The sequence below is a fragment of the Undibacterium sp. GW821-FHT11H02 genome (genome assembly GCF_058808015.1).
Window position 1 is genome coordinate 154,365 of sequence record NZ_JBXARG010000008.1, and the last position, 27,000, is coordinate 181,364.

26 protein-coding genes are annotated in these 27,000 nt (G+C 46.6%); all 26 read left to right on the top strand.

Going from position 1 to position 27,000, the window contains the following annotated elements:
* The first annotated feature begins 99 nt into the window (after positions 1-99).
* The 26 genes from AC1RR2_RS10560 to nhaR all read left to right on the top strand — a co-directional run bounded on the left by AC1RR2_RS10560 (position 100) and on the right by nhaR (position 26,976).
* The gene (locus AC1RR2_RS10560; protein WP_493222218.1) at positions 100-861 is read left to right on the top strand and encodes a TSUP family transporter; all 762 of its coding nucleotides are present in this window, start codon (positions 100-102) and stop codon (positions 859-861) included.
* A gap of 38 nt (positions 862-899) precedes the next feature.
* Positions 900-1,532: a hypothetical protein gene (locus AC1RR2_RS10565; protein ID WP_493222219.1), complete on the top strand. Its 633-nt coding sequence runs from the start codon at positions 900-902 to the stop codon at positions 1,530-1,532.
* Positions 1,533-1,725: 193 nt separating this feature from the next.
* Complete coding sequence (gene mnmG, locus AC1RR2_RS10570; protein ID WP_493222220.1) at positions 1,726-3,684, top strand: tRNA uridine-5-carboxymethylaminomethyl(34) synthesis enzyme MnmG; 1,959 nt, start codon at positions 1,726-1,728, stop codon at positions 3,682-3,684.
* Positions 3,685-3,687: 3 nt separating this feature from the next.
* Positions 3,688-4,344, top strand: coding sequence for a 16S rRNA (guanine(527)-N(7))-methyltransferase RsmG (rsmG, locus tag AC1RR2_RS10575; RefSeq protein WP_493222221.1), 657 nt, complete (start codon positions 3,688-3,690; stop codon positions 4,342-4,344).
* Positions 4,345-4,407: 63 nt separating this feature from the next.
* On the top strand, positions 4,408-5,187 hold the full coding sequence (locus AC1RR2_RS10580) for a ParA family protein (RefSeq protein WP_493222222.1): 780 nt from the start codon (positions 4,408-4,410) through the stop codon (positions 5,185-5,187).
* A gap of 7 nt (positions 5,188-5,194) precedes the next feature.
* Entirely contained in the window at positions 5,195-6,088 is an 894-nt protein-coding gene (locus AC1RR2_RS10585) for a ParB/RepB/Spo0J family partition protein (protein WP_493222223.1), read from the top strand.
* Between the two features lie 489 nt (positions 6,089-6,577).
* Positions 6,578-6,916 (top strand): ATP synthase subunit I, encoded by a 339-nt coding sequence (locus AC1RR2_RS10590; protein ID WP_493222224.1) that lies wholly within the window; start codon positions 6,578-6,580, stop codon positions 6,914-6,916.
* A gap of 2 nt (positions 6,917-6,918) precedes the next feature.
* Positions 6,919-7,743 carry a F0F1 ATP synthase subunit A gene (atpB, locus tag AC1RR2_RS10595; RefSeq protein WP_493222225.1) on the top strand — a complete coding sequence of 275 codons (825 nt, stop codon included), beginning with the start codon at positions 6,919-6,921 and terminating at the stop codon, positions 7,741-7,743.
* Between the two features lie 86 nt (positions 7,744-7,829).
* Positions 7,830-8,072 (top strand): F0F1 ATP synthase subunit C, encoded by a 243-nt coding sequence (gene atpE / locus AC1RR2_RS10600; RefSeq protein ID WP_186917574.1) that lies wholly within the window; start codon positions 7,830-7,832, stop codon positions 8,070-8,072.
* A gap of 77 nt (positions 8,073-8,149) precedes the next feature.
* Positions 8,150-8,620, top strand: a complete 471-nt coding sequence (locus AC1RR2_RS10605) for a F0F1 ATP synthase subunit B (RefSeq protein ID WP_423053182.1) — start codon at positions 8,150-8,152, stop codon at positions 8,618-8,620.
* Between the two features lie 2 nt (positions 8,621-8,622).
* Positions 8,623-9,156 carry a F0F1 ATP synthase subunit delta gene (locus AC1RR2_RS10610; RefSeq protein ID WP_493222226.1) on the top strand — a complete coding sequence of 178 codons (534 nt, stop codon included), beginning with the start codon at positions 8,623-8,625 and terminating at the stop codon, positions 9,154-9,156.
* 163 nt (positions 9,157-9,319) lie between these two features.
* Positions 9,320-10,861 (top strand): F0F1 ATP synthase subunit alpha, encoded by a 1,542-nt coding sequence (atpA, locus tag AC1RR2_RS10615; protein ID WP_315472397.1) that lies wholly within the window; start codon positions 9,320-9,322, stop codon positions 10,859-10,861.
* 29 nt (positions 10,862-10,890) lie between these two features.
* The gene (atpG, locus tag AC1RR2_RS10620; RefSeq protein WP_493222227.1) at positions 10,891-11,760 is read left to right on the top strand and encodes a F0F1 ATP synthase subunit gamma; all 870 of its coding nucleotides are present in this window, start codon (positions 10,891-10,893) and stop codon (positions 11,758-11,760) included.
* 30 nt (positions 11,761-11,790) lie between these two features.
* Positions 11,791-13,194 carry a F0F1 ATP synthase subunit beta gene (atpD, locus tag AC1RR2_RS10625; RefSeq protein WP_493222228.1) on the top strand — a complete coding sequence of 468 codons (1,404 nt, stop codon included), beginning with the start codon at positions 11,791-11,793 and terminating at the stop codon, positions 13,192-13,194.
* Positions 13,195-13,440: 246 nt separating this feature from the next.
* Positions 13,441-13,863, top strand: a complete 423-nt coding sequence (locus AC1RR2_RS10630; RefSeq protein WP_493222229.1) for a F0F1 ATP synthase subunit epsilon — start codon at positions 13,441-13,443, stop codon at positions 13,861-13,863.
* 97 nt (positions 13,864-13,960) lie between these two features.
* Positions 13,961-14,395 (top strand): CoA-binding protein, encoded by a 435-nt coding sequence (locus tag AC1RR2_RS10635; protein WP_493222230.1) that lies wholly within the window; start codon positions 13,961-13,963, stop codon positions 14,393-14,395.
* Between the two features lie 17 nt (positions 14,396-14,412).
* Positions 14,413-15,225: a PPK2 family polyphosphate kinase gene (locus AC1RR2_RS10640; RefSeq protein ID WP_493222231.1), complete on the top strand. Its 813-nt coding sequence runs from the start codon at positions 14,413-14,415 to the stop codon at positions 15,223-15,225.
* Positions 15,226-15,971: 746 nt separating this feature from the next.
* Positions 15,972-18,944: a TonB-dependent receptor gene (locus AC1RR2_RS10645; protein WP_493222232.1), complete on the top strand. Its 2,973-nt coding sequence runs from the start codon at positions 15,972-15,974 to the stop codon at positions 18,942-18,944.
* A gap of 136 nt (positions 18,945-19,080) precedes the next feature.
* The gene (locus tag AC1RR2_RS10650; protein ID WP_493222233.1) at positions 19,081-20,637 is read left to right on the top strand and encodes a tryptophan halogenase family protein; all 1,557 of its coding nucleotides are present in this window, start codon (positions 19,081-19,083) and stop codon (positions 20,635-20,637) included.
* A 31-nt stretch (positions 20,638-20,668) separates the two neighbouring features.
* Positions 20,669-21,361 carry a SapC family protein gene (locus AC1RR2_RS10655; RefSeq protein WP_493222234.1) on the top strand — a complete coding sequence of 231 codons (693 nt, stop codon included), beginning with the start codon at positions 20,669-20,671 and terminating at the stop codon, positions 21,359-21,361.
* A 1-nt stretch (position 21,362) separates the two neighbouring features.
* Positions 21,363-22,376 carry a cupin-like domain-containing protein gene (locus AC1RR2_RS10660; RefSeq protein WP_493222235.1) on the top strand — a complete coding sequence of 338 codons (1,014 nt, stop codon included), beginning with the start codon at positions 21,363-21,365 and terminating at the stop codon, positions 22,374-22,376.
* A 47-nt stretch (positions 22,377-22,423) separates the two neighbouring features.
* Positions 22,424-23,941, top strand: a complete 1,518-nt coding sequence (locus tag AC1RR2_RS10665) for a tryptophan halogenase family protein (RefSeq protein ID WP_493222236.1) — start codon at positions 22,424-22,426, stop codon at positions 23,939-23,941.
* A gap of 502 nt (positions 23,942-24,443) precedes the next feature.
* Positions 24,444-24,809 carry an HPF/RaiA family ribosome-associated protein gene (locus tag AC1RR2_RS10670; protein ID WP_493222237.1) on the top strand — a complete coding sequence of 122 codons (366 nt, stop codon included), beginning with the start codon at positions 24,444-24,446 and terminating at the stop codon, positions 24,807-24,809.
* A gap of 31 nt (positions 24,810-24,840) precedes the next feature.
* Positions 24,841-25,356 carry a tellurite resistance TerB family protein gene (locus tag AC1RR2_RS10675; RefSeq protein ID WP_493222238.1) on the top strand — a complete coding sequence of 172 codons (516 nt, stop codon included), beginning with the start codon at positions 24,841-24,843 and terminating at the stop codon, positions 25,354-25,356.
* Positions 25,357-25,442: 86 nt separating this feature from the next.
* On the top strand, positions 25,443-26,021 hold the full coding sequence (locus AC1RR2_RS10680) for a DUF2062 domain-containing protein (protein ID WP_493222239.1): 579 nt from the start codon (positions 25,443-25,445) through the stop codon (positions 26,019-26,021).
* Between the two features lie 55 nt (positions 26,022-26,076).
* Positions 26,077-26,976: a transcriptional activator NhaR gene (nhaR, locus tag AC1RR2_RS10685; protein ID WP_493222240.1), complete on the top strand. Its 900-nt coding sequence runs from the start codon at positions 26,077-26,079 to the stop codon at positions 26,974-26,976.
* Positions 26,977-27,000 lie beyond the last annotated feature (24 nt).

Genomic DNA, 27,000 nt, shown 5'->3' on the forward strand with positions numbered 1-27,000 from the left:
GATAGTAAGTTTTTAAGTTAAAGAATTATGAAAGGGTGTTAATAAAGCCGTGTTTGAGTTGGGGCAATGAAGGGCATTATTTATTGGATTGAGCTTAGTGTGAGCGATTATTTACTTTTGGGAATGGCGGCATTTTTTGCAGGTTTTGTGGATGCAGTGGTGGGCGGAGGTGGTTTGATCCAGTTGCCAGCACTCTTTACTGTTTTTCCGTCGTCAGTACCTGCGAGCCTGTTGGGAACCAGTAAATTGGCTGGCGTATGGGGAACTTCGGTTGCGGCTTTGAATTATGTTAGATCGGTTCAGCTTAAATGGCAGGTTATTTTGCCCGCTGCCTGTATGGCTTTCGTACTTTCCTTTGCGGGCGCCGTTACGGTGACGCATATTCCACCGACTTATTTGCGTAAAGCCTTACCGTTTATTTTGGCGATGATCGCCGTTTATACGTTTTGGAAAAAAGATTTGGGCAATCACTTTCGTCCTTTGTATAGTGGTAGAAGGGAGTTGTACATGGCTTTGCTCGTGGGGGGCGTGATAGGATTTTATGATGGTTTTTTCGGGCCTGGTACTGGCAGCTTTTTTATCTTTATTTTTGTGCGTATCTTCGGCTATGATTTCCTGCACGCGTCGGCCTCCGCTAAAGTATTGAATGTTGCATGTAATATTGCAGCATTGATTTGGTTTGGCTTTAGTGGGCATGTGATGTGGCTCTTGGGATTCGCTATGGCGGTATGTGGTGTTGTAGGATCAATCGCAGGTAGTCATTTGGCAATTAAGCACGGAAGTGGATTTGTGAGATCCTTGTTTTTGCTGGTGGTTACCGCTTTAGTGGTGAAAACCTCGTATGATGCATTTTTGAAATAGCAATGGTTTCACGTGAAACAAATTTGAGTGAGAATATTTTGGCTGAGATAAATAGCAAGTTATTTAGACGTACAGAGTTGGGTAACGCTGAATTGCGTGAGCGAGTGCTGTCGCTGAATAAATTTGAGCAAACTTTGTTGCTCGCTGTCGATGGTGAAACAAGTTTGATTGAGCTTGGCAGATTGTTTCAATCGAGTGAATTGTCGGAATTTGATGAGGCTATACATAGCCTTCAAGGGAAGTCTTTGATTGAACTCGTGCAGGATGTGGTTGCTAAGTCAGTTGCCCAGGGTGATCTTTTGAAGTCGAATATTGAAGAGTTTGATGTTGATAATTTTTCCGGCTCACTCCAGCCTCTGCACCAGGGGTCGGGAATGGTGGTTGATACCCGTGCAAATAAAATGAAGTCTCTGAATTTGAAGAATCGTGATTTTTCAGTACATGAGTCATTCGAGCTTTCACTTGGGCTGGATGATGAGCTGAAGGATAAGAAGACTAAGCGTTTGAAAAAGAAATTGGTGCAGGTTTTTCCAGAGCCAGAGAAGATTAAGAAACGCAAACGCTCGAAATCTAAGGTCAAGCCTGTTCCAGAGAGCAAGTGGAAGTTGCGCGTATACATGGGATTGATTGCTGGCGGTGTTTTGTTAGCCTTATTCTCGCTCTTGCATTAATCGACTCGTGTTTCACGTGAAACAGTTTCTTCAGATTTTTGCTTGGGCTTGTTGCTGATATTTCGAGTTTGTTCGTAAATTGATCAAATTTTGAGTTTGAATAAGCTATTTTCGGATCGAAAAGCAACTATAATCGTGCCTCGTATTAGTTTGACTGTATTGTCACCAAGCAATTCCTCCTTGAGCTATCCACATGTTTTATCCAAATGAATTCGATGTCATCGTCGTTGGCGGCGGTCATGCCGGTACAGAAGCCGCTTTGGCTTCTGCACGCATGGGCCAAAAAACGCTATTGCTGACCCATAATATTGAGACCCTAGGGCAGATGTCTTGCAACCCGTCGATAGGTGGAATAGGTAAAGGGCATCTAGTCAAAGAGGTCGATGCCATGGGCGGTGCGATGGCGATCGCGACCGATGAGGCGGGCATACAGTTTCGTATCTTGAATTCATCGAAAGGCCCTGCGGTGCGAGCGACTCGTGCCCAGGCTGACCGGATTTTGTACAAGCAAGCCATCCGTAGTCGCCTGGAAAATCAAGAAAATCTGTGGATTTTCCAGCAAGCGGTGGATGATCTGATGGTTGAAGGCGACAGAGTCGTCGGAGCGGTGACGCAAGTTGGTTTGAAATTTAAGGCGCGCGCAGTGGTCTTGACGGCGGGTACTTTCCTTGATGGGAAGATCCATGTTGGCTTAAATAGCTATTCAGCCGGTCGTGCTGGTGATCCGCCAGCCATCTCTTTGTCTAGTCGCCTGAAAGAATTGGCATTGCCGCAAGGTCGTTTGAAGACCGGTACGCCACCGCGCATTGATGGTCGCAGCATCGATTTCTCGCAAATGGAAGAGCAGCCAGGCGATCTTGATCCTATTCCTGTTTTCTCGGTGATGGGCAATGTCGGCATGCATCCACGTCAAATGCCGTGTTGGATTACCCACACGAATGCAAAAACCCATGACATTATCCGTGCCGGCTTAGACCGTAGCCCGATGTACACGGGGGTGATCGAAGGCGTCGGCCCTCGTTATTGCCCATCGATAGAAGACAAGATACATCGTTTTTCCGGCAAGGATTCGCACCAGATTTTCCTTGAGCCAGAAGGCTTGACCACCAATGAATTCTATCCAAATGGCATCTCGACCAGCCTGCCATTTGATGTGCAGCTCGAGCTCGTGCGCTCTATGCGGGGTATGGAAAACGCCTATATCTTGCGTCCAGGCTATGCAATTGAATACGATTACTTTGACCCACGCGGCTTGAAAACTTCGCTGGAGACACGTTCTATCCATGGCTTATTCTTTGCCGGACAGATCAATGGAACGACCGGATACGAAGAAGCCGCAGCCCAAGGCATGCTGGCGGGCCTGAATGCCGCTTTGCAAACTCAGGGTAAAGAGGCCTGGGTGCCGCGTCGTGATGAAGCTTATCTCGGCGTATTGGTCGATGATTTGGTGACGAAAGGCGTGCAAGAACCTTACCGTATGTTCACCAGTCGTGCCGAATTCCGTCTCAGTTTGCGCGAAGATAATGCTGATATGCGCCTGACCGAGATTGGTCGTCAGCTTGGTTGCGTCAGCGATAAGCAGTGGCATATGTTTGAAGAAAAGCGTGAAGCGGTTTCACGTGAAATGGAAAGATTGAAATCAACCTGGGTTAATCCTCGTATCGTCGAAGATGCCGAAGCCGAGCGTGTGGTCGGTAAAGCATTAGAACGCGAATATTCCTTGGCGGACTTATTGCGTCGTCCACAAGTTACTTATGATCACTTGATGACACTCAAAGGCAAAGAAGGGCAATCCTTGGGTGGTGAAATCGTGACCGATCCGGCAGTCAAAGAACAGATAGAAATTCAAATCAAATATTCCGGTTATATTGGACGTCAAGCCAAAGAGGTCGAGCGTCAGGCACATTATGAAAATCTGAAGATGCCAAGCGACTTTGATTATTTGGAAGTAAATGGCCTCTCCATCGAAGTGAAGCAAAAACTGAATGCGCAAAAGCCAGAAACTTTAGGGCAGTGTGGTCGTATCTCTGGTGTGACGCCAGCGGCTTTGTCTCTGTTGCTGGTGCATCTGAAGAAACGTGGCTTTAAAGGTTTTGCCAATGCAGCACCTGCCAATGATGAAGAACTGAATGCCAAAGTGGCGGGTGAATAGTCTATGAGTCGTTTTGATAAAGAAGCTCTGGGAAATGAGCTGAGAGATGGTATTGCCTCCTTAGGTCTGCCTTTAAATGAGGAACAGGTAGAAAAGATGTTGTCCTACCTGGCTTTATTGATCAAGTGGAATTCGGTCTACAACCTGACTTCGATCCGCGATCCGCACGATATGGTCAAACAGCATCTGCTTGACTCTTTGTCCGCGGTGCATGCATTTACTCAAGCGAAGAATATTCTCGATGTCGGCTCTGGCGGTGGCTTACCTGGTATCGTTTTGGCGATTGTTTTTCCAGCGGCTTCGGTGACAATGATAGATATCGTAAGTAAGAAGACCGCATTCCTGACGCAAGTAAAAGTCGAACTTAAACTCAAAAATGTCACCGTACATACAGGGCGCGTTGAACTCCTGAAAGTTGAACATAAATTTGACGTGATTACCTCGCGCGCTTTTTCCGAGCTGAATAACTTCATCAACTGGTCGCATCATTTGTTGGCAGAAGATGGCCGTTTCCTTGCGATGAAGGGCGTGTCGCCAACGCAAGAAATTGAGCGTCTGCCAGAAGCTTGGGAAGTGGAGAGCATTGAACCATTGCAAGTGCCGGGTCTGGATGTAGAAAGACATCTGGTGCATGTGAAAAAGCTTGTCTCAGTAAGTTAAGTTACACGTGAAACAGCAGTTCCGGGATTTTCTTTTAACCGCAATTATTCTAAAAAAGTGTCTATGGCTAAAATTTTTTGCGTTGCCAATCAAAAAGGTGGTGTAGGAAAAACTACTACAACGGTCAATCTGGCTGCGGGTTTGGCGAAGCTTGATCAGCGGGTTTTGCTGGTCGATCTTGACCCTCAGGGCAATGCTACTATGGGAGCCGGTGTCAATAAGGCCAAGATAGAATTGTCTGTTTATCAAGTATTGCTGGGAATGGCTGATGTGAAATCGGCTGTGGTTAGATCCGAATCTGGTAAATTTGACATTCTTCCTGCGAACCGCGAACTAGCCGGTGCCGAGGTCGAAATGGTGGAGCTGGAAAACCGAGATAAGCGTCTGCGCTTAGCCTTAGACCAAGTGGGTACTGACTACGACTTCATTTTGATCGATTGTCCACCGGCTTTGTCGATGCTGACACTGAATGGTTTATGCGCGGCAAATGGCGTGATTATTCCTATGCAATGCGAATATTACGCTCTGGAAGGCTTGTCGGATTTAGCGAATACGATCAAGAAAGTCTCCGCCAACTTGAATCCTGATTTGAAAATTGTTGGCTTACTGCGTGTGATGTTTGATCCACGTATGACCTTGTCGCAGCAAGTTTCCGACCAGCTGGAACAACATTTTGGCGACAAAGTATTTAAGACCGTGATCCCGCGCAATGTGCGCTTGGCAGAAGCGCCTTCCTATGGCATCCCGGGCGTGGTGTTTGACCCCTCATCTAAAGGCGCGCAAGCCTATATCGCCTTCGGCGCGGAGATGGTGGAAAGAATTAAGTTATTGGATAAAAAGTAAGATGACTATGGCAACGAAAAAACAAAAAGGCTTAGGGCGCGGCTTAGACGCTTTATTAGATGGTGCGGGTGATTTCGCTGAGGCGGTTCCAACCGTGGTTGGTGCACCAACCAGTTTACAGGTGACGCAAATGCAAGCCGGTAAATACCAACCACGAACTCGTATGGACGAGGGCGCTTTGGCCGAGCTCGCCGCATCAATCAAAGCGCAGGGCTTAATGCAGCCTATTCTGGTACGTCCTATAGGCCAAGCCAATGGCGTCACCAAATACGAGATCATCGCCGGTGAGCGTCGCTTCCGTGCCTCGCAGATGGCGGGTTTGACCGAAGTCGCCGTCTTGGTAAAAGATGTCGACGATCAAGCCGCTGCGGCAATGGCTCTGATTGAAAATATTCAGCGCGAAGATTTAAATCCTTTGGAAGAAGCGCAGGGCATCCATCGCCTGATCTCCGACTTTACTTTCACCCACGAACAAGCGGCAAATGCGGTAGGGCGTTCGCGAAGCGCGGTATCGAATCTGTTGCGTCTGTTAAATTTGGCGCGTCCGGTACAGACCATGCTGATGGCAGGCGATATCGACATGGGGCATGCCCGCGCTTTATTGGCAGTTGATGCAGCAACACAGATTCAACTAGCGAATCAAGTCGTGGCAAAACGCATGTCAGTACGTGACACGGAAAAATTAGTTACTAAGACGACAGCTGAATTGGCAACGCCAGCCAAACAAAAAGACAAGGCAGAAAAATCGCGTGACATTACGCGTTTGGAAGAAGAATTGTCAGATTTGCTAGCAACTCAAGTGACTTTGAAGATGGGCAGTAAAGGTCGCGGTCAGATGATGATTGATTTTGAAGATCTGGATTCTTTAGATGGCGTGATACTGAAAATTCGTGGTCAGTAATTCGTCTTCAGAAACCATTTCAGAACCTTTCAAGACAGAGACCCAAAGCTAAGGAGAAAAGAAAAATACGAAGAAAGGCAATCGCTATAATTTGTTACTGCTTTTCTCCGTATTTTTCTCTTCTTCTTCGTGCCTCAGTGTTGAGAGGTGTGCTTTAAGTTTTCAATAAATGTTTGAATGGCAATGGTTTGCCGATAATCCTCGGCAAACTCGTTAAAAAGTCGAAGACAATTAGGTGAATGAATTACAAAACGAAATTTGCTGCATTGCATCAAACGTTTGACCTCGCTTATACATGCACGTATAATTCCGTGGCTTTGGAAAATCTGCCTGTAAGTGCACCGAAATCGCACTGAAACAGTACAGATGCAGCACTAAAATAGAACATACTTAGCACCAAATTAGCACACACTGCGCACATAAAAATAAGAAAAACGTGCCTAGCCTATTGGTGAAAAACGAACATTTGTTGTAAAACTGGGGAGTGGCATGGCGCGCATCATCCTGTTGCAATTTGCAGCAGCTTTCATCGCGGCGCTGGTGGCGTTGTTAGTGTCTGGTCTCTCTTCCGGTATATCCGCTCTACTCGGCGGTCTATGTTGCGCGCTCCCGAACGCGTTTTTTGCTTTGCGCTTACTCAGCAGCGTGCGAAAACCCGGTGGTGCCAACCCGATGAATTTTTTCGTCGGCGAGTTTATAAAAATTGCACTGACCTTGGCTCTTATGGGAGCGGTGGTTATGTTTTACCCCGATTTGAACTGGCTGGCGTTTCTCGCTGCATTCATCGTGGTAATGAAAAGTTATTTAATACTACTCTTTAGGCATTGATTATGAGCGCAACTGAGCACGCCCCAACCCCGTCGGAATACATCGGCCATCATCTCGGTCACTTAAGCAATTCCCATGATCAACAGACAGCCCTGGTGGACATGTCTTACATTAACTACGACACCATTATTTGGTCGGTGTTTTGTGGTCTGGTTGCGATCATCGTAATGTACATGGCATCTCGTAAAGCAACTTCTGGTGTGCCTGGTCGCTTTCAATGCGCGATTGAAATGATTGTTGAAATGGTCAATGATCAAGCGAAAAGCATCGTTCATGGCAATGTTTCCTTTATCGCGCCTATGGCATTAACCGTGTTCATGTGGGTTTCCCTGATGAACGCGATGGATTTCTTGCCTGTAGATTTGTTCTCAGTCTGGTTGTTCCCATTGTTGGGTTTAGACCCAGAGATGCATCACCGCGTGGTTCCTACTGCTGATTTGAATGGTACTTTAGGTATCTCTGTAGGTGTGTTTGCGCTGATGATGTACTACTCCATCAAAATTAAAGGTGCTGGCGGCTTCCTCAAAGAATTGTGTACCGCACCGTTTGGCCCAATGATGTTCCCAGCGAATATTGCTTTGAACGTAGTTGAATACGCAGCAAAGACTTTCTCACTCGGTATGCGACTGTTCGGTAACATGTTTGCCGGTGAATTGTTGTTCTTGTTGATTGCTTTGTTAGGCGCTTACAGCCATTTCGGCGGCGTTGGCCAAATCATTGCTGGTTCTATCTGGGCTATCTTCCATATTTTGATCGTATTCTTGCAGGCCTTTATTTTCATGATGTTGACTTTGGTGTACATGGGTCAATCGCACGAAGCGCATTAATGGTGTCACTGGTTTTAGGTTTTGGTTTTAGTTTTGTAATTTAGTTTTTTGGTATTTTAATTTTTTAACTTTTAGGGAGTTTTCTCATGACTAACGTCGCATTTGTAGCTTTGGCTTGTGGTTTGATCATTGGTTTGGGCGCTTTGGGTGCTTGTATCGGTATCGCTATGATGGGTGGTAAATATTTGGAAGCGTCTGCTCGTCAACCAGAATTGATGGACAAGTTGCAAGGCAAAATGTTGTTGTTGGCTGGTTTGATCGATGCTGCGTTCATTATCGGTGTTGGTATCGCGATGTTCTTCGCAACTGCGAACCCATTCAAAGGTTAATTTAATTTCCTTTTCTACCGCGGTGCTGGTCACAGGATCAGCGCTAGCGGAACGATAATTCACACAAGGAAACGACGATGAATCTTAATCAAACCATGTGGTACCAAGCAGGGGTGTTCTTCATCCTGGCTTTGTTTACCATGAAATTCGTTTGGCCACCATTGATTGGTGCCATCGATGCACGTATGAAAAAAATCGCAGACGGCTTGTCCGCTGCGGATCAAGGGCAAGCCGCCATGAAAGAAGCTGAGAAAAAGATTCAGCTTGAATTGGCAGCCGCTCATGACAAAGGTATGACACAAATTGCTAACGCTGAAAAGCGTGGTCAGTTGATCGTCGAAGAAGCTAAGAATGCTGCCAATGCAGAAGCCGCGCGTATTATCGCTGCTGCTCAAGCGGAAGCTGCAAATCAAGTCACAAAAGCACGCGAAGAATTGCGCGACCAGGTTGCTGTATTGGCAGTCAAAGGCGCAGAGCAAATTCTGAAACGTGAGGTTAACGCTTCTGCTCACGCAGATTTGTTGAACCAATTGAAGACTGAGCTGTAATCATGGCAGAACTCGCAACGATCGCTCGTCCATACGCAGAAGCCTTGTATCGCGTTGCAAAGTCCGGTAACTTGTCCGCTTGGTCGGAACTGGTTGCCGAGATGGCGCAAGCGGCAGCGCATCCCGATGTAGTAGCTCTTGCACACAACCCCAAAGTCTCCGCAGCGCAAACTGCTGAGGCTTTCTTGTCCGTGTTGAAGTCACCTGTAACTGCTGAAGCGAAAAACTTCATCACGACATTGACTGAATATGACCGTTTAACCACATTGCCAGAAATCGCTGTGCAATTTCATGCTTTGCAAAACGCCGACGCTGGCTCTGCAGATGCTGAAATCACCAGCGCATTTGAAATGACTGAGGCACAGGTTAAAGATTTGGCCGCAACACTGGAAAAGAAATTTGGTCGCAAACTGCACCCAACCGTCACAGTGGATTCATCCCTGATCGGTGGTGTGCGTATCGTGGTTGGTGATCAAGTGTTAGATACTTCGGTTCGTGCCAAGCTGCAACAGATGCACAACGCTCTGACGGCCTAATTGGCAGTCAAAAGGGAGCCTCTATAAATTCAATTATAGAGATGCAGCACAAGGCGCTTCCCGCAGCAATACGGATGTATTGCGAGGAAATGCAACGCAGTGATGCGCTCTAGAATTGGATTTTAGTGGTTCCCGAAAGAATGAAATAATTTTAGGAGTTTGTATGCAACTCAACCCATCAGAAATCAGCGAGTTGATCAAGAGCCGTATTCAAGGCCTTGGCGACGGTGCTGAGATTCGTAATCAAGGTACGGTTATTTCCGTTACCGACGGCATCTGCCGCATCCACGGTTTGTCCGATGCGATGCAAGGCGAGATGTTGGAATTCCCAGGCAATACATTTGGTCTGGCTTTGAACTTGGAACGTGATTCCGTTGGTGCCGTTATTCTCGGTGACTACGAGCACATCTCTGAAGGCGACACAGTCAAATGTACTGGTCGTATTTTGGAAGTTCCTATCGGTCCAGAATTGCGCGGCCGTGTTGTCAACGCATTGGGTCAACCAATCGATGGCAAAGGTCCAATCAATGCAAAATTGTCTGCTCCAATCGAAAAGATTGCTCCAGGCGTTATTGCACGTCAATCCGTTTCTCAACCATTGCAAACTGGTTTGAAGTCTATCGACTCCATGGTTCCAGTTGGTCGTGGTCAGCGTGAATTGATCATTGGCGATCGTCAAACTGGTAAAACAGCGGTAGCGATTGACGCGATCATTAACCAAAAAGGTCAAGACGTTACTTGTATCTATGTAGCGATTGGTCAAAAAGCATCTTCTGTTAAAAACGTTGTTCGTGCTTTAGAAGCACACGGCGCGATGGAATACACCATCGTTGTTGCGGCAACTGCAGCTGAATCTGCAGCGATGCAATACGTATCCGCATACTCCGGTTGTGCGATGGGTGAATACTTCCGTGATCGCGGCGAAGACGCATTGATCGTTTATGATGATTTGTCTAAGCAAGCGGTAGCGTATCGTCAAGTTTCCCTGTTGTTGCGCCGTCCACCAGGTCGTGAAGCGTACCCAGGTGACGTGTTCTATTTGCACTCACGTTTGTTAGAGCGCGCAGCACGTGTTAACCCAGACTACGTTGAAGCATTCACTAAAGGTGAAGTTAAAGGTAAGACAGGTTCATTGACAGCATTGCCTATCATTGAAACACAAGCTGGTGACGTTTCTGCTTTCGTTCCAACCAACGTAATTTCGATTACTGACGGTCAGATCTTCTTGGAAACTTCTTTGTTTAACGCAGGTATTCGTCCAGCGATTAACGCGGGTATTTCCGTGTCTCGCGTTGGTGGTGCTGCGCAAACTAAAGTTATCAAAAACTTGTCCGGTGGTATTCGTACTGACTTGGCACAGTATCGTGAATTGGCTGCGTTTGCGCAGTTCGCGTCTGACTTGGATGAAGCAACCCGTAAGCAATTGGATCGTGGTGCCCGTGTTACTGAATTGTTGAAACAAGCTCAGTACGCACCATTGTCGATTTCTTTGATGGCGGTGACTTTGTTCGCAGTGAACAAAGGTTTCTTGGATGATGTACCTGTGAAGAAAGTTTTGGCTTTCGAAGCTGGCGTACACAACTTCATGAAAACTAGTCACGCAGCCTTGTTGCAAAAGATTGAAGAGACTAAGCAATTGGACAAAGATGGCGAAGCTGCCATGGCTGCCGCAATCGCTGATTTCAAAAAATCCGGCGCATTTTAATTTACCGTAGCTAGAAGGAGTCAATACTCATGGCTGTAGGTAAAGAGATACGTGGCAAGATCAAAAGCGTAGAGAATACGAAGAAGATCACGAAAGCGATGGAAATGGTCGCTGCTTCTAAAATGCGTAAAGCGCAGGACAGAATGCGTGCGGCTCGTCCGTACAGTGAAAAAATTCGTACGATCACGGCGAACTTGTCACAGGCCAACCCAGAGTACACGCATCCTTTCATGGTTCAACAAGATCAAGCTAAGAAAGTTGGCTTGATCGTTGTCACAACTGATAAAGGTTTGTGCGGTGGCTTGAATACCAACGTTTTGCGTTTGGTCACCAACAAGATGCGTGAACTCGAAGGTAAGGGTTCAAAAATTGAAGCGGTCGCAATCGGTAACAAAGGTTTCGGCTTCCTGAATCGTGTAGGTGCAAAAGTTGTGGCGCATGCGACGCAATTGGGTGATACACCCCACCTCGATAAATTGATCGGTCCAGTGAAATTGTTATTGGATGCGTATCAGGAAGGCAAGCTCGATGCGGTTTATTTGAGCTACACCAAATTCATTAACACCATGAAGCAAGAACCGGTGGTTGAGCAATTATTGCCTCTGACATCGGACAAGCTGGAAACAAATAAAGCTTCCCATTCTTGGGACTATATTTACGAACCAGATGCAGCTGCGGTGATCGATGAATTGTTGGTACGTTATGTAGAAGCGCTGATTTATCAAGCAGTGGCAGAAAACATGGCGTCTGAACAATCGGCACGTATGGTGGCGATGAAATCAGCTAGCGATAACGCAGGTAATGTGATTGGTGAGTTGAAGTTGATTTACAACAAAACTCGTCAAGCAGCGATTACCAAAGAGCTCTCCGAGATCGTCGCCGGCGCGGCAGCGGTCTAAACGAATTTTAATATTATTGAAGGAACGAACATGGCTAATGGCAAAATCGTTCAGTGTATCGGCGCTGTTGTGGACGTTGAATTTCCACGCGACGCGATGCCTAAGGTTTACGATGCCTTGAAAATGGAAGGCTCCGATCTGACATTGGAAGTCCAGCAGCAATTGGGTGACGGTATCGTCCGTACGATTGCTTTGGGTACATCTGATGGCTTGCGTCGTGGCATGATGATTAGCAACACAGGTAAACCAATTATGGTTCCAACCGGCAAAGCAACACTGGGCCGTATTATGGACGTATTGGGTAACCCAATTGATGAATGTGGTCCGGTTAGCCGTGAGACACAAGCATCTATTCACCGTAAAGCACCTGCTTACGACGAACTCTCTCCATCGCAAGAATTGTTGGAAACCGGTATCAAAGTTATTGACCTGGTTTGCCCATTTGCGAAGGGTGGTAAAGTTGGTTTGTTCGGTGGTGCTGGTGTTGGTAAGACCGTTAACATGATGGAGTTGATCAACAACATTGCTAAAGCACACAGCGGTTTGTCCGTGTTTGCTGGTGTTGGTGAACGTACTCGTGAAGGTAATGACTTCTACCACGAAATGGCTGACGCTAACGTTGTTAACTTGGAAAAGCCTGAAGATTCCAAAGTAGCGATGGTGTACGGTCAGATGAATGAACCACCAGGTAACCGTTTGCGCGTTGCTTTGACTGGTTTGACGATCGCTGAAGGTTTCCGTGACGAAGGTAAAGACGTGTTGTTCTTCGTCGATAACATCTATCGTTACACATTGGCTGGTACTGAAGTTTCTGCGTTGTTGGGCCGTATGCCTTCCGCGGTGGGTTACCAACCAACATTGGCTGAAGAAATGGGCCGTTTGCAAGAACGTATTACTTCCACTAAGACTGGTTCTATTACTTCTATTCAAGCGGTTTACGTTCCAGCGGATGACTTGACAGATCCATCCCCAGCGACAACGTTTGCTCACTTGGATTCCACCGTTGTTTTGTCTCGTGACATCGCCTCTTTGGGTATCTACCCAGCGGTTGATCCACTCGATTCAACTTCACGTCAGTTGGACCCACAAGTCGTTGGTCAAGATCACTATGAAACAGCACGCGCTGTTCAAGGTACTTTGCAACGCTACAAAGAATTGCGTGACATTATCGCGATTTTGGGTATGGACGAATTGGCACCTGAAGATAAGTTGATCGTTGCTCGTGCACGTAAGATGCAACGTTTCTTGTCCCAGCCTTTCCACGTTGCTGAGGTATTTACTGGTTCTCCAGGTAAATACGTTTCACTCAAAGATACAATCAAAGGCTTCAAGATGATTGCATCCGGTGAACTCGATCACTTGCCAGAACAAGCGTTCTACATGGTAGGTACAATCGACGAAGCGATCGAAAAAGCGAAGAAAATGGCTGCATAATTATTCCAAGCCCGCAAGGGCGAGGAGTGACGCCCCCTCCCCTTCAAGGGGAATTGGTCGGACGAAAAAACATGTTTTTTCGCCTTCCATTTCTAAGCTGCATAATTGCAGCGCAGTGGACGGGTCGGTGTGGGGATGGGGTAAACAGCGAGTGAGGAAGAACGTTATTAGCGCTCGACGTTAAACCCATCCCCCTCCCGACCTCCCCCTTGAAGGGGGAGGGGCATTTTGAAAAAAGGTTAGCACATGGCACATACTATTCACGTTGACGTGGTTTCAGCAGAAGAGTTGATCTTTTCTGGCGAAGCTGAATTCGTCGCGTTGCCGGGTGAATCAGGTGAATTGGGTATCTATCCAAAGCACACACCATTGATCACACGTATCAAGCCAGGCGCAGTGCGTATTAAGGTTGCAGGTCAAGCTGAAGACGAATTCGTATTCGTTGCTGGCGGTATCCTGGAAGTGCAGCCTGATACAGTCACTGTATTGGCTGATACAGCGATTCGTGGTCATGATCTTGATGAAGCGAAAGCGGCTGAAGCTAAGAAATTGGCAGAAGAAGCTTTGGTGAATCGTGATTCGGGCATCGATTACGCGCAAGCGCAAGCCGAGTTGCAATCAGCGATCGCACAATTGGCAGCGATACAGAAATTACGTTCTAAGCGTTAATTCTGCAAAAGTTTTACGAGACATTAAGTCTAAATAGAATAGGGCAGCTACGGCTGCCTTTTTCTTTTTCCACAGGATTTTTGTAGGGAGCCGAAATATGTCAGGCATGTCAGACGAGTTGATTGATCACCTCTTAAACACAGCAAAAACCATTGCCATCGTCGGCATTTCGAATAAACCCGAGCGCGACAGCTACAAAGTCGCGCAGTACTTGCAAGAACATGCTTATAAGGTGTTAGCCATCAATCCATTGCAAGCAGGGAATACGATATTGGGCGAGACTTGCTATGCGAGTTTGAGCGAGGCGCAACAACATAGTGGTCTCAAAATAGACATTGTTGATTGTTTTCGTAAAGCTGAAGATATCCCAGAGATCGTGAATGAAGCGATTGCCATCAATGCAGGTGCGGTGTGGATGCAGCTAAGCATCGTCAACGGTGCTGCAGCTGAACAGGCGCTAGCGGCAGGATTGCATGTCATTATGGATAAATGTACTAAGATAGAGCATAAACGTTTGCATCAAATTTCCTAATTTCCGAGATAAGCGCCATGACCAATATCGCCCAACAGTTTCTCGCTGCGTCAGACTTTGTCTTGCAGGACAAAGACGCAGCTAAGCGTCCTTTTACTGATGTCGGAACCAAAGAGGCGATGAAATTGAAGACGGGTAGCTTGGGCGAAAAAATCGCTGCCTATCAGGACATTCTATATGCGCAACGTCGGCATAAATTGCTGGTCATTTTGCAGGGTATGGATACTTCTGGCAAAGATGGCACGGTGAAGGCGGTTTTCGGTCAGCTCAATCCCGCAGGTGTGCGCAGTGTCAGTTTTAAAGCACCAAGCGCTATTGAGTTGGCGCATGATTTTTTATGGCGCGTCCACCAGCAAGTACCTGCTGTAGGTGAGGTTGTCATTTTCAATCGTAGCCATTACGAAGATGTTTTGATCACCAAAGTTCATGCTTGGATAGACGGTGCAGAATGTAAGCGACGTTTTGCCCACATCAATGCTTTCGAGCGCATGCTGGTTGAAACAGGCACGACCATCTTAAAATTCTTTTTGCATATTTCTAAAGACGAACAAAAGCTACGCTTAGAAGAGCGTATCGCTGATCCGAATAAACATTGGAAATTTGATCCTCAGGATTTAAGCGAACGAAAATTTTGGAGTGATTATCAAAGTGCCTATCAAGACACGATACGCGCAACGCATACTGAGCAGGCACCTTGGCATATTATTCCGGCTAATTCTAAGACCCAAAGAAATCTCGCGATTGCGCATATCGTAAGCGAAAAGTTAGCAGAGCTGGGTCTCACTTATCCGGCTGAAAATCCCGCGCTATATAAGTTAAAAGTCGAATGAGATTTTCTTCCTCTTTATGAGTGTAGCGGCGCCGTCAATTTGATTGTGCATCACACCGGAAATTAATTATCCACAAAAAAACCAATAAATATTTTCCTGTGGAAATTTTATCCACTTGATAAATATATATAAATTCATTTAAAAATCAAAGACTTAATATGGGTAATTAATTTGATTTATCTCAAGATGAATTCAAATCCAAAATTATTCAAATCTTACCCACAAAGTTATCCACAGATTTTGCAAACAAAGTCCTAACTAAGTGGCATAAATTGTGCGCGACTCTGCCGCGGAATAGCTTGCTGGTTCTTACCAAAAAGCGATAAAAATGTCGCAAATAGACACAAAATGGGAACGTTTCCAAAAAAATGTTGACATCAAATTTTGATGAATGCTATATTTCAAACCACAAATGGAAACGATTCCATAAAATTGACAAATTCAGCTAATTGACCTTGTTTGCTGAACCCGGCGATAAACACTTTGAGCGAGCTGCTTAAGTTGGTATCGCGTAAAAAATAGTTTTTTTGGATAAAGACCTTTGTAGGTGCTGACAGTAAAGCGACAAGTAAGGTACACGTAAGAGCAAATCAGGACAAGGATTTAACAAGAGGTAAAAGCAGCAATAAGTTGCCTAAGAAATCGCCGCGATAAGCAGCATCGAACAACATACACCTGTAGTGACAAGCCTCTATGATCCGATCAGAGATACTAGAGATCGCAGAATATTAAAACAAGGAGACAAAATGTTTAACCCGAAGAGCAAGAGAACGCTAATGAGTGTCGCTGTGGCAAGTGCATGTGGGCTCGTTGGTGCAAGTTCATATGCACAACAAGCAGATACAGCAAAAAAAGAAGAGGCTGCTGTTAGCACCGTAGTAGTTACCGGCTACCGCAAGAGCTTGAGCTCTTCAATGAATCTGAAACGCGATTCTCAGGGTATCGTGGATGGCATCGTCGCTGAAGACATAGGAAAATTTCCCGATACAAATTTAGCCGAATCGCTACAGCGTATCAGCGGTGTCTCAATTGACCGCTCGATTGGCGAAGGCTCGAAGATTACTGTGCGTGGCGTTGGGCCCGACTTTAACCTCGTGTTATTGAACGGTCGCCAGATGCCAACATCGAACTTGGGCGACCTCAATGGACGCGCGTTTGACTTCGCCAATTTGGCATCGGAAGCAATTTCGCAACTTCAAGTTTACAAGACCAGCCGTGCGGAATCACCTACCGGCGGTATCGGCGCGACAGTTAACGTGATGACTGCTCGACCATTTGAAAATCCTGGTATGCACGCCAGCGTTGGAATTAAAGCAGTCAAGGACAATTCCAGTAGTGCCTTACCAAATGATGTCAAATCAGGCTCAGCGGTAACGCCAGAATTCTCCGGAATCTATAGCAATACCTTTGACGAAGGAAGAGTTGGTATCGCTATCAGTGCCAGCAAACAGGAACGTAATCTCGGTTACAACACAGCGGCTGTCTCCAACGGCTGGCGTGGTCCGTTTCGTGGAGATGAAAACAACTGGGGTACCGTACCTCAACCCGGCACGCCTGGTGCCAACAACATTACTAATCGCCCAGGACCAACAGACATTTATTCAGTCCCGCAGAACCTCAACTACAGTATGAGCGGCGTACAACGCCAGCGCACGAATGGGCAATTAACGCTGCAATTTGCACCGATCAAAGAATTAGTGACGACTCTCGATTACACCCTTTCTGAAAATAAGATTCAGACGCGTCGTCAAGACTTGTCCGCATGGTTCAATTTTGGGCCTTCCGTTACCTCTTTTAGTAAAGGACCGGTCGCTGCGCCACTTATCTATACTGAGACCATAGACCCCGCCAATAGCGACATCGCTATGGGTGGTGCTAAATTCGCAACCAAGACGCAGAACAAATCATTGGGCTTCAATGCTGTGTGGACGCCAACGAGTTCACTTAAACTTGAACTCGATGCCCACAAGTCAAGCGCTGAATCGATGTCTGATAGTCCTTTCGGTTCCAGCAATGTCCTTGGTACCGCGAGTTTTAGCCGAGGCACTACGACTGCTAACTTTAGTAACGACTTTCCAGTGTTAAGTATCAAAGGTGCAAATTACACTGCGGCGCCTCAACAAGTCACTGGCTCCGTGTTTCAAAACGGCTATATGAAAGGTGACATTAGTCAGCTGCAATTAAAAGGACGCTTGAAGGTATTAGAAGACTCCCATTTGGTATTCGGTGTCGCGGCTACGACAGTGGATAATCGCTCTGCATTTTCGAATCAGCAACGTGATACCTGGGGCGGTGCAACCAAACCATCTGATTATCCAAGCAACGTGTGGCATGCTGAAACGGTAAGAAAATACTTCAGCAAAATTAGCGGTAGCAACAGTCCTGACCTCTTCAATAATTTCAATACCTTCAATTTTGAACAGGTACGTCAATTAGCCGCGACTGCTTCAGGTAAGCCAGAGCTCTACTTACCAAAAACCACTTTCGATACCGATCAACTCGCGACTGAAAAATCGAAGAGCGCCTACTTACAGTTGAATACAAACTGGGATACCACATTGCCTATGCATACAGCAATTGGTGTACGTTTCGAAAAAACGGATGTCGTCTCAACGGCTTTAGTACCGACAGCCAAAGCGATCGTGATGGTATCGAACAATGAGTTCCCTATCACTTTTGGTGACCCAAGCTTCACGACCCTCAAAGGAAGCTACAGCAATGTTTTGCCAAGCTTAGACTATGATGTTGAGCTGAGCAAAGATATGGTCTTGCGTGCCAGCTATGGAGAAACCATAGGCCGTCCACGTTATGATCAGATTCAAGGCGGCCAAACGCTAGACTCATTAGTGCGAATCAACGGCGGCACGGGTAGCCAAGGTAATCCATCATTGAAGCCTGTCAAATCCAAAAATCTGGATCTGTCTTTTGAATGGTATTACGCAAAACAAAGCTATCTCTCAGCTGGCTTGTTCCGCAAAGACTTAACTAATTATGTGGGACAATCAAAAATCACAGCGACACCATTTAATTTGCACACACCAGTTGGTGGCGCCTTGTGGAACGAAGCCATCGCAAAAGGTGGAAGCGCTTGCGCGACAGGTGACGTCACTTGTATCCGTAATTACATTTTCAGAAATCATAATGGCGCTCCTGGCGTAGTTAAGGGAACTCCGGATGCCTCTGGAAATGAAACAGGAACCATTACCGGTCAAGCTAGTGATCCAGTAGCAAAATTTGAAATTACCACGTTCACCAATCAGAAAGCTGCCAATTTGGATGGATTAGAATTGAACGTGCAACATATGTTTGGTGAAAGTGGTTTTGGTCTCTCCGCCAACTACACTTATGTACGTTCTAATCTCAAGTACGATAATTACAAAATTGGTGAGCAATTCGCGCTGGTTGGTCTAAGCAACTCGTCGAATTTGGTTGCTATGTATGAACAAGGTCCTTGGTCAGCGCGTGTTGCTTATAACTGGCGTGGTGAGTTCCTCGCATCGACATTCGATGGCGCAGGTCCAAATCCAATCTATGTTGAGCCCTACGGTCAAGTTGATCTGAGCCTCGGGTATGCCTACGATAGTAAGCTGGCATTTCAGTTCGAGGCGATCAATCTCACTGATCAAATCCAACGTACCCATGGACGTACCAAATCGATGTTGGAAAGCGTCACTCAAGCAGGTCCACGCTATATGATCAGTGCTCGCTATAAATTCTGATTGTAGAATGGCAAAACGCAGGTAAAACGGTTGCGGTGAGGCGACTCGCCAACGATAGACAAAGAGGCCACTGCAAACCAGTGGCCTTTTTCACAAGGATGCACGTGGACGTAGTGGCTAGATAATGGAGAAATTCATGCCAAGCAATGTTATCAAACACATTGTCATCGTGGGCGGCGGTTCTGCAGGTTGGTTGACTGCGGCCCTTATCGCTGCCGAACATAAATCAGCGTTAGCCACTAACTTGCAAGTGACGCTAATTGAGTCACCGGATGTTGCTCCCATCGGCGTGGGTGAAGGTACTTGGCCGACGATGCGCGACACTTTGAGGAGAATAGGTGTTTCTGAAGCCGATTTTTTCCGTGACTGTGACGCGTCGTTTAAACAGGGATCACGCTTCAATGAATGGGTGACTGGGACTGAAAATGACTATTATTTTCACCCCTTTGTGCTGCCCCTAGGCTATGGTGAGACGAATTTGGCTACCGCTTGGCAGCAACGGTATTCCCATATTCCATTCGCCGACCTAGTGAGTTTTCAACCGCATCTCTGCGTCTATGGTAAAGCACCCAAACAAGCGGTGACGCCTGAATATGCAGCGGTAGCCAATTATGGATACCATCTTGACGCTGGCAAATTTGGACTCTTTCTTCAAAAGTATGGTACTGAGCGATTAGGTATCAAGCATGTACTCGATCATGTGGTGGGAATTAATTCACATGACAACGGTGATATCGCCTCCTTGCAGCTCAAAGCTGGCACGATACTCAGTGGCGATTTATTTGTAGATTGTTCAGGTTCCCAATCCCTATTATTGGGGCAGCATTATGGGGTTGAATTTCTCACGCAGAAGCATGTTTTGTTCAACGATAGTGCATTGGCAGTGCAGGTAGCTTACGCGAGTCAGGACAGTCCGATCGCCTCACAAACGATTTCCACTGCCCAAGAGGGTGGGTGGATTTGGGATATAGGCTTGCCTACCCGTCGCGGTACTGGATACGTGTATTCCAGCGCCCACATCTCGGATGAAAAGGCACAAGCGGCTTTACGAGCCTACCTCGCAAAAAGTGGGGCACCAAAAGAAATAAGTGAGCCAAGAAAATTATCGTTTAATCCTGGCTATCGAAAACAATTCTGGTTCCGTAACTGTGTGGCAATCGGTCAGTCGGCTGGCTTTATTGAACCCTTAGAAGCCTCGGCCTTAGCGATGGTAGAGCTGTCGGCTGCGATGCTAAGCGATGACATGCCCGCGACACGAGATGCTATGGATATTATCGCTCGACGATTTAATGATGCCTTCACGTATCGCTGGGAACGAGTGATCGATTTTTTAAAGCTACATTACGTTTTAAGTCAGCGGACAGATTCCGACTATTGGCACGATAACCGTCAAGCTGAATCGATTCCGCAACGCTTGAAAGAGCTACTTACCTTATGGCGACATCGCGGTCCATCGCGCTATGATTTGTTTCGCATCGAAGAAGTTTTCCCGTCAGCCAGTTATCAATATGTGTTGTATGGGATGGGTTTTCGTGGTGAAGAATCGAGAGCAGAAAAGAGTTCCGATCATTTGGATCTGGCCGAACAGTATTTCCGGGAGGCCGCAGCACTGACTACCAAAATGCTCTCTGCACTTCCAAGCAATAGGGAGTTAATTGAGCATATTCGGCAATATGGTATGCAAAAAATTTGAATAATTAGATGATAAAAAACAGGGACAAAACATGGCTAAAGCAGTTTTACTTAATAACGTTGATCACAAAGATTTGCGAGTGATCACAGGGCATGGCGCGCATTTCGGCGATGCGGTGATGTCGACCTTAACTTTCCCTTCAGAGTTTAGGGATCTACAAGCGCATTATCCTATTGTGTTTCGTAAAACCATGGATGGCACAAGTTTCGAGCCGATCGCGCTATTTGGGTTTCAAGAAGGCGAAAACTTATTCCTCGGAAGTGATGGTTGGGACGCGTCCTATGTACCGCATTTGATCAAACGTCAACCGTTCTTAATTGGCAAAGTCGGTGACGAATTAATGATCAATATTGATCTAGAAAGCGCGAAGGTGAGTCGAACAGAAGGTCAGCCGATTTTCCTGCCGCATGGCGGCAATAGTGAATTCTTGGAGCAAATGAATTCCATGCTGCTGACGATACATCAAGGCCTGCAAAGTACACCTGCCTTTATCAAGGCGTTGATGGAACATCAATTACTGGAATCCTTTGTACTCGATATCGAGTTGAACGACGGTTCACAAAATCGTTTGGCAGGTTTCTATACGATCAATGAAGAAAAAGTACATGGTCTCAGTGGAGCAGTGCTTGAACAATGGAATCGCCTTGGCTATTTACAGGCCATCTTTATGGTGATTGCCTCCTTGTCAAATTTCCGTGCGCTGATAGAAAGAAAGAATCGCTGATATGCCAGCCATCGTTAGTTACGTTAGAGAGATTAAGGGACTAGGTCCGCAAGACTTAAATGATGCGATTCTCAAATCGACTCAACCGCTGATATTGAGAGGACTGGTTTCCTCGTGGCCCATGGTCAAAGCGGGGCTGTCCTCCGATCAAGACGCTGCAATGTATTTACAGCGTTTTTATCGTGACGCCAATGTGGTAGCCATGCTTGGCACGCCAGAGATCAATGGTCGATTTTTTTATAACGAAGATTTAAGTGGTTTTAATTTCTTTCCCGTAAATACGAATCTCACTGCGGTATTGGGAGAGCTTTATGATCATCGCAATGATGAAAAGCCGCCAGCGATCTATGTAGGTTCCACCACCGTGGACACCTGTTTGCCAGGGTTTCGCGCCGAAAATGATCTTGATTTGGGATCGCGTGATCCCCTGATGAGCATCTGGATCGGTAATCAAACAAGGATCGCTGCGCACTATGATTTGCCGGACAATATCGCCTGTGTCGCTGCCGGCCATCGTCGCTTTACTTTGTTTCCACCAAATCAGTTGAGCAATCTCTATATTGGTCCGCTCGATTTCACGCCCGCAGGACAATCGATTAGCTTGGTGGATTTTGCCAATCCGGATTTTGAAAAATTTCCTAGATTCGCACAAGCTTTAGAGCATGCGCAAGTCGCCGAACTTGAGCCGGGCGATGCGCTATTTCTTCCCAGTATGTGGTGGCACCATGTTGAGGCATTGGATCGATTTAATGTGTTGTTGAATTATTGGTGGCGTCAATCACCGGAGTACATGGATACCCCCACCAACGCGTTGATGTTGGCCTTGTTGAGTGTGCGTGATTTGCCAGTTGAACAGCGGCAGGCTTGGAAAGAATTATTTTGCCATTATGTGTTTGATGCTGGTGACGCTGAATTAGCGCACATCCCGCCTCAAGCTCGCAGAGTATTGGCGCCACTTGATGCAGATGCTGCGCGCATGTTGAGAGCGCAATTGATCAAAAAGATGAATCGTTAATCAGAAATTGATTGAGATTGACAGAGCACAGAGAATAAGGAAATCCTATGCAACAACAGATCCAAGAGGCGATAGCCAAGAAACCCATCCGCCGTGTCGTCATCGCTGGCGGTGGAACCGCTGGCTGGATGGTCGCTGCAGCACTATCAAAGACGCTTGGTAAGCTGCTTGATATTAAGTTGGTTGAGTCGGATGAGATAGGTACTGTTGGCGTTGGTGAGGCGACGATTCCCACCATCATGAACTTCCATAACTTGCTGGAGATTAATGAACAGGAGTTCATGGTCGCGACCCACGCAACCTTCAAACTGGGCATTAGTTTTGAAAATTGGCGAGATCGTAATGAGGATTACATCCACTCATTTGGCCTCACCGGTACAGATCATTGGACCGCGGGCTTTCAACATTTTTGGATGAAGGGTCGCGAGCGAAAACTGGCAGGCGAATATGGTGATTATTGTCTCGAGCTAAAAGCGGCTCAAGCGCAACGCTTCGCGCATTTGCCGAATAATGGCATGAACTACGCCTATCATATCGATGCCAGCAAATACGCAAAATATTTGCGGAAATTCAGTGAGCCCTTTGGCGTGCAACGTATCGAAGGCAAAATCGCCAAAGTTGAAACTGATCCACTAACAGGCAATATTGTTTCGCTCAAACTCGATTCTGGCGTCGATATTGAAGGGGATTTGTTTATTGATTGCACCGGGTTTCGAGGATTACTCATTGGTGAAACCATGAAGGTCGCCTATCAAGATTGGTCGCACTGGTTATTCTGCGATAGTGCAGTGGCAGTACAAACCGAGTCAGTCAGCGATGCCTTACCTTACACCAGATCCATAGCGCGCGAATCGGGTTGGCAGTGGCGCATTCCTCTACAGCATCGAGTAGGTAACGGCTTGGTCTTTTCTAGCCGTTACATCGATGATGAGCAAGCCAAGCAAGTCTTGATGGACAACATCGAAGGTCAACCCTTGATGCAACCGAGAGTGCTCAAGTTTCGGCCTGGGCAACGTGAGAAAACGTGGAATGGAAATTGTGTGGCGATAGGCTTGGCGAGTGGTTTTCTGGAACCACTCGAATCAACCAGTATTCATCTGATACAGCGTGGCATCATTCGTTTGCTGCAAATGTTTCCTAGCAATGGCATCAGTCAATCAGATATCGATGAATATAATAAACAAACCGACTATGAGTTACAGCATATCCGTGATTTTATTATTCTTCATTATCATGTGACGAATCGCCAGGACACCCCGTTCTGGCGCGACTGTCGTAGTATGAACATACCCGCATCACTGCAACATCGCATTGATCTTTTCCGTGAAACTGGTCGCGTGTTCCGGGTGCCGAATGAATTGTTCGCCGAAAATTCATGGCTACAGGTGATGCTGGGGCAGGGAATTATGCCGGAACAGCATCATCAAATTGCAGATTTAATGGGAGATCCAGAGTTGTCGGGTTTTCTGAATCATATCCGTACGGCGATTGATAAGACAGTCATGCAATTACCATCCCATCAGGCCTATGTGCAGCAGTATTGCCGCAGCAATCCCGTTCTATAAACTCTGTGCCGATTTGAGCCACTCCCAGAGGGTTTCAATCAAAACGCATGATGGACAGCGTTGCATCTCTTGCTGGGGCGTTCAGACTCAGCAAGAGATGGATTTGCAAGGCGCATCATCGCAAGTATGCGATGATCGTTTCGTTGGCACGTCGCTGCGTGATGCGAAACCCTTGCTACACATCCTTTGTTTTGATTGAAACGCTAGCCTAAAATATAGGTCAATAGGTCAATAGGCCCTAGCGATCGCCGCTTCGCTTTTGCCCTCTTAGGGATTCTGGACCGATTTATCTGTAGCCTTACCACAAGGCAGGCGAAGTAGCTTAAGCACACCATCGTCCAGATGTGAGTCGGTACCCCTCTTGAAATATTCGCCTCACCTCTTTTCCTCCGACTTCTTAAAACATCGATTTTTTCGAGCAATGAGATTCAATTAATCGATTTGAATCTAATTCCACTCGTCCTTACACTAAGTCCATTACCTAAACAAATGGAGAAGCGTAATGAACATCGATATACAAGCACGCGGTTTTGAGTTGACAGAAGGCCTACGTGAGCACACCTACCGCCGTCTCAAATTTGCCACCGACTGGGCTATGGATGATGTGAAAACAATTAAAGTCCGACTTTCAGATATCAACGGCCCGCGTGGTGGTGCAGATAAACATTGTTTAATTCAAATACCTATGGCGAAAAAACAGCAGATAGTGATTCATGACACCGAAGCTGATTTGTATATTGCGATTGATAAGGCAATCAAACGAGCCGAACAATTACTTGCCAAGCGCATAGGTCGTATCAAAGAACATGCCCACGTCAAGGTGCAAGATTTGGCCTATGACGATGGGGAAGAGTTGATTTCCAAGTAAAGCTTTACATTTTATTGATGGGAGACATGTCATGAGAACTTACCGTGTAAATAGCCCCGAAGCGATGGCGCGTATCGTGGCCTTATCAATGTTGGTCGATGGTGGCTTGGACCAATCAGAGCTGGACGTCATTAGTCGTTACGGCATCGTTGAACGATTAGGATTAAGTGACGAGGAGTTTGAAAAGATCGTGCACCACTTGTGCGAGGATATGTTGCAGTGTGCTGATGGTGCCCATTACGGACAAATAGAGATTTCTAATTCAGCCATAGACAGTATTCTCGCTGAAATTAAGGATCTGCAATTACGTAAGCAGATATTGCGAATTATGGTAGCCATCGTCGACGCAGACGATAGGCTGAGTGACGGTGAGGCAGTTCTGATCGAACGCGCATTGCAGTGTTGGACGCTTGATTTGGTGTCGATTAGCGACCTACTTCTTGAAGGGAATTTAGCCACTTTTGACAGTCCAACATCATCTCGGCAAGCGCATGGTCGAGATTACGCCTCAGCGAATAAGGCCTCAATTCTAGAAACTCACTATTAAACCTCTAGAGATCTAATTTGAGATCACTCGATGAAGTTAGATGGTTAATCTAAGTGGTGACATGCAGTGGTTGTGAAGTGAAACGTATGCCAAAAAAATTTTTAAGAAGGGTGCTCCCAAGTCGGGAGACGATAGAACGTATCCCGATTAGTCGCCGTTTTACCAGTCGGCTTAACCGACCCGGCCTGTGGGATGTTGAGCGAGAGCCGGTGGCCTTAGGTTTGGCGGTCGGTGTCCTGTGCGGTATGATCCCCGGTCCTTTGCAGATGCTTGCGGCAGTGACTTTAGCCTGCTTGTTGCGAGTGAATTTGCCTATGGCCTTAATTGGGACGTTTCTGACGAATCCTATTACCATTGTGCCTATCTATATGTTGGCTTATGGGATAGGGCAGAGTCTGAACGGTTCTGCTTATTGGCACGAACTACCAGCCATGCCGGTGACAGATTGGACCCAGCTAATTGAGAGTTTGCACGCATGGTTTGCATGGATGGCTACTCTTGGGTCGCCTTGGCTGTTGGGGATGCTGATTCTATCGCTCTCTTTGGCGGCTATTAGTTATTGTTGGGTGCAGTTGATCTGGCGTGGTTGTCGTTTCTGGAGTTTGCACTGTCTGCGAGTGCAAAGGCGCAATCGAATAACAAAGTTAAACAAGCTAATCATGTAGAATAAAACTGCGTAGCGCATTGGTTATGCAGACCCTAGAGATAAGGAACTCCAACTTGCCAGCATTGAATTTCAAGCACCTCCGATATTATTGGACAGTCGCTAAGACCGGTAGCATCGCTAAGGCGGCTGAAAAGTTGCATTTGACTGCACATGCGGTCAGTGGGCAGATCAACGAGTTCGAGCAGAGTCTCGGTGTGGAGTTATTCAAGAAAAATGGGCGCAATATTGAGTTGACTGATGCCGGTCGACGTATTCTCGTTTACGCCGACGATATCTTTAATTCAGGCGACCAGCTCCTCGATGCCTTACGTGATCACTTACAAGCGCGCCGTCGCACATTTCGTGTCGGTATCGCCGATACTGTCCCTAAGGTTATTGCTTATCGTTTATTGCAGCCTGCGATTGAATTGGAAGAACCGGTTCGCTTAAATTGTCGCGAAGGGCGGCTTGATCTCCTGTTGGCTGAATTAGCCTTGCATCGATTGGATGTCATTATTGCCGATAGACCGATGGGAAATCAGACCAGTATTCGCGCTTATAATCATTTGCTTGGAAAGTGTGGCTTAACCGTGTTTGGAACATCGGCATTAGCAAAGAAATTCAAGGGTGGTTTTCCAGCACGCTTGCAACATGCACCCTTCCTAATACCGGGTGAAGATGTTGCGGTGCAAGCTAAGATTCTAGGCTGGATGGAAGAGTGTCAATTGCGCCCGATTATCGTTGGTGAGTTTGACGATGGCGCATTAATGAAAGCCTTTGGTCGTGCAGGCGCAGGCTTCTTTCTGGCGCCAACTGCAATGAAGAAGGAAATCTGTTCACAACATAATGTCGTGGCCATAGGTGATGTTCCCAATATTGTTGAGGAAATTTACCTGATTACGATAGAGCGTCGCTTAAACGATCCCGCCATTCTTGCTATCAGTCAGGCAGCCAAGCACGACATCTTTGCGTAAGGCTAGACCCCGAAGGAACTTGTT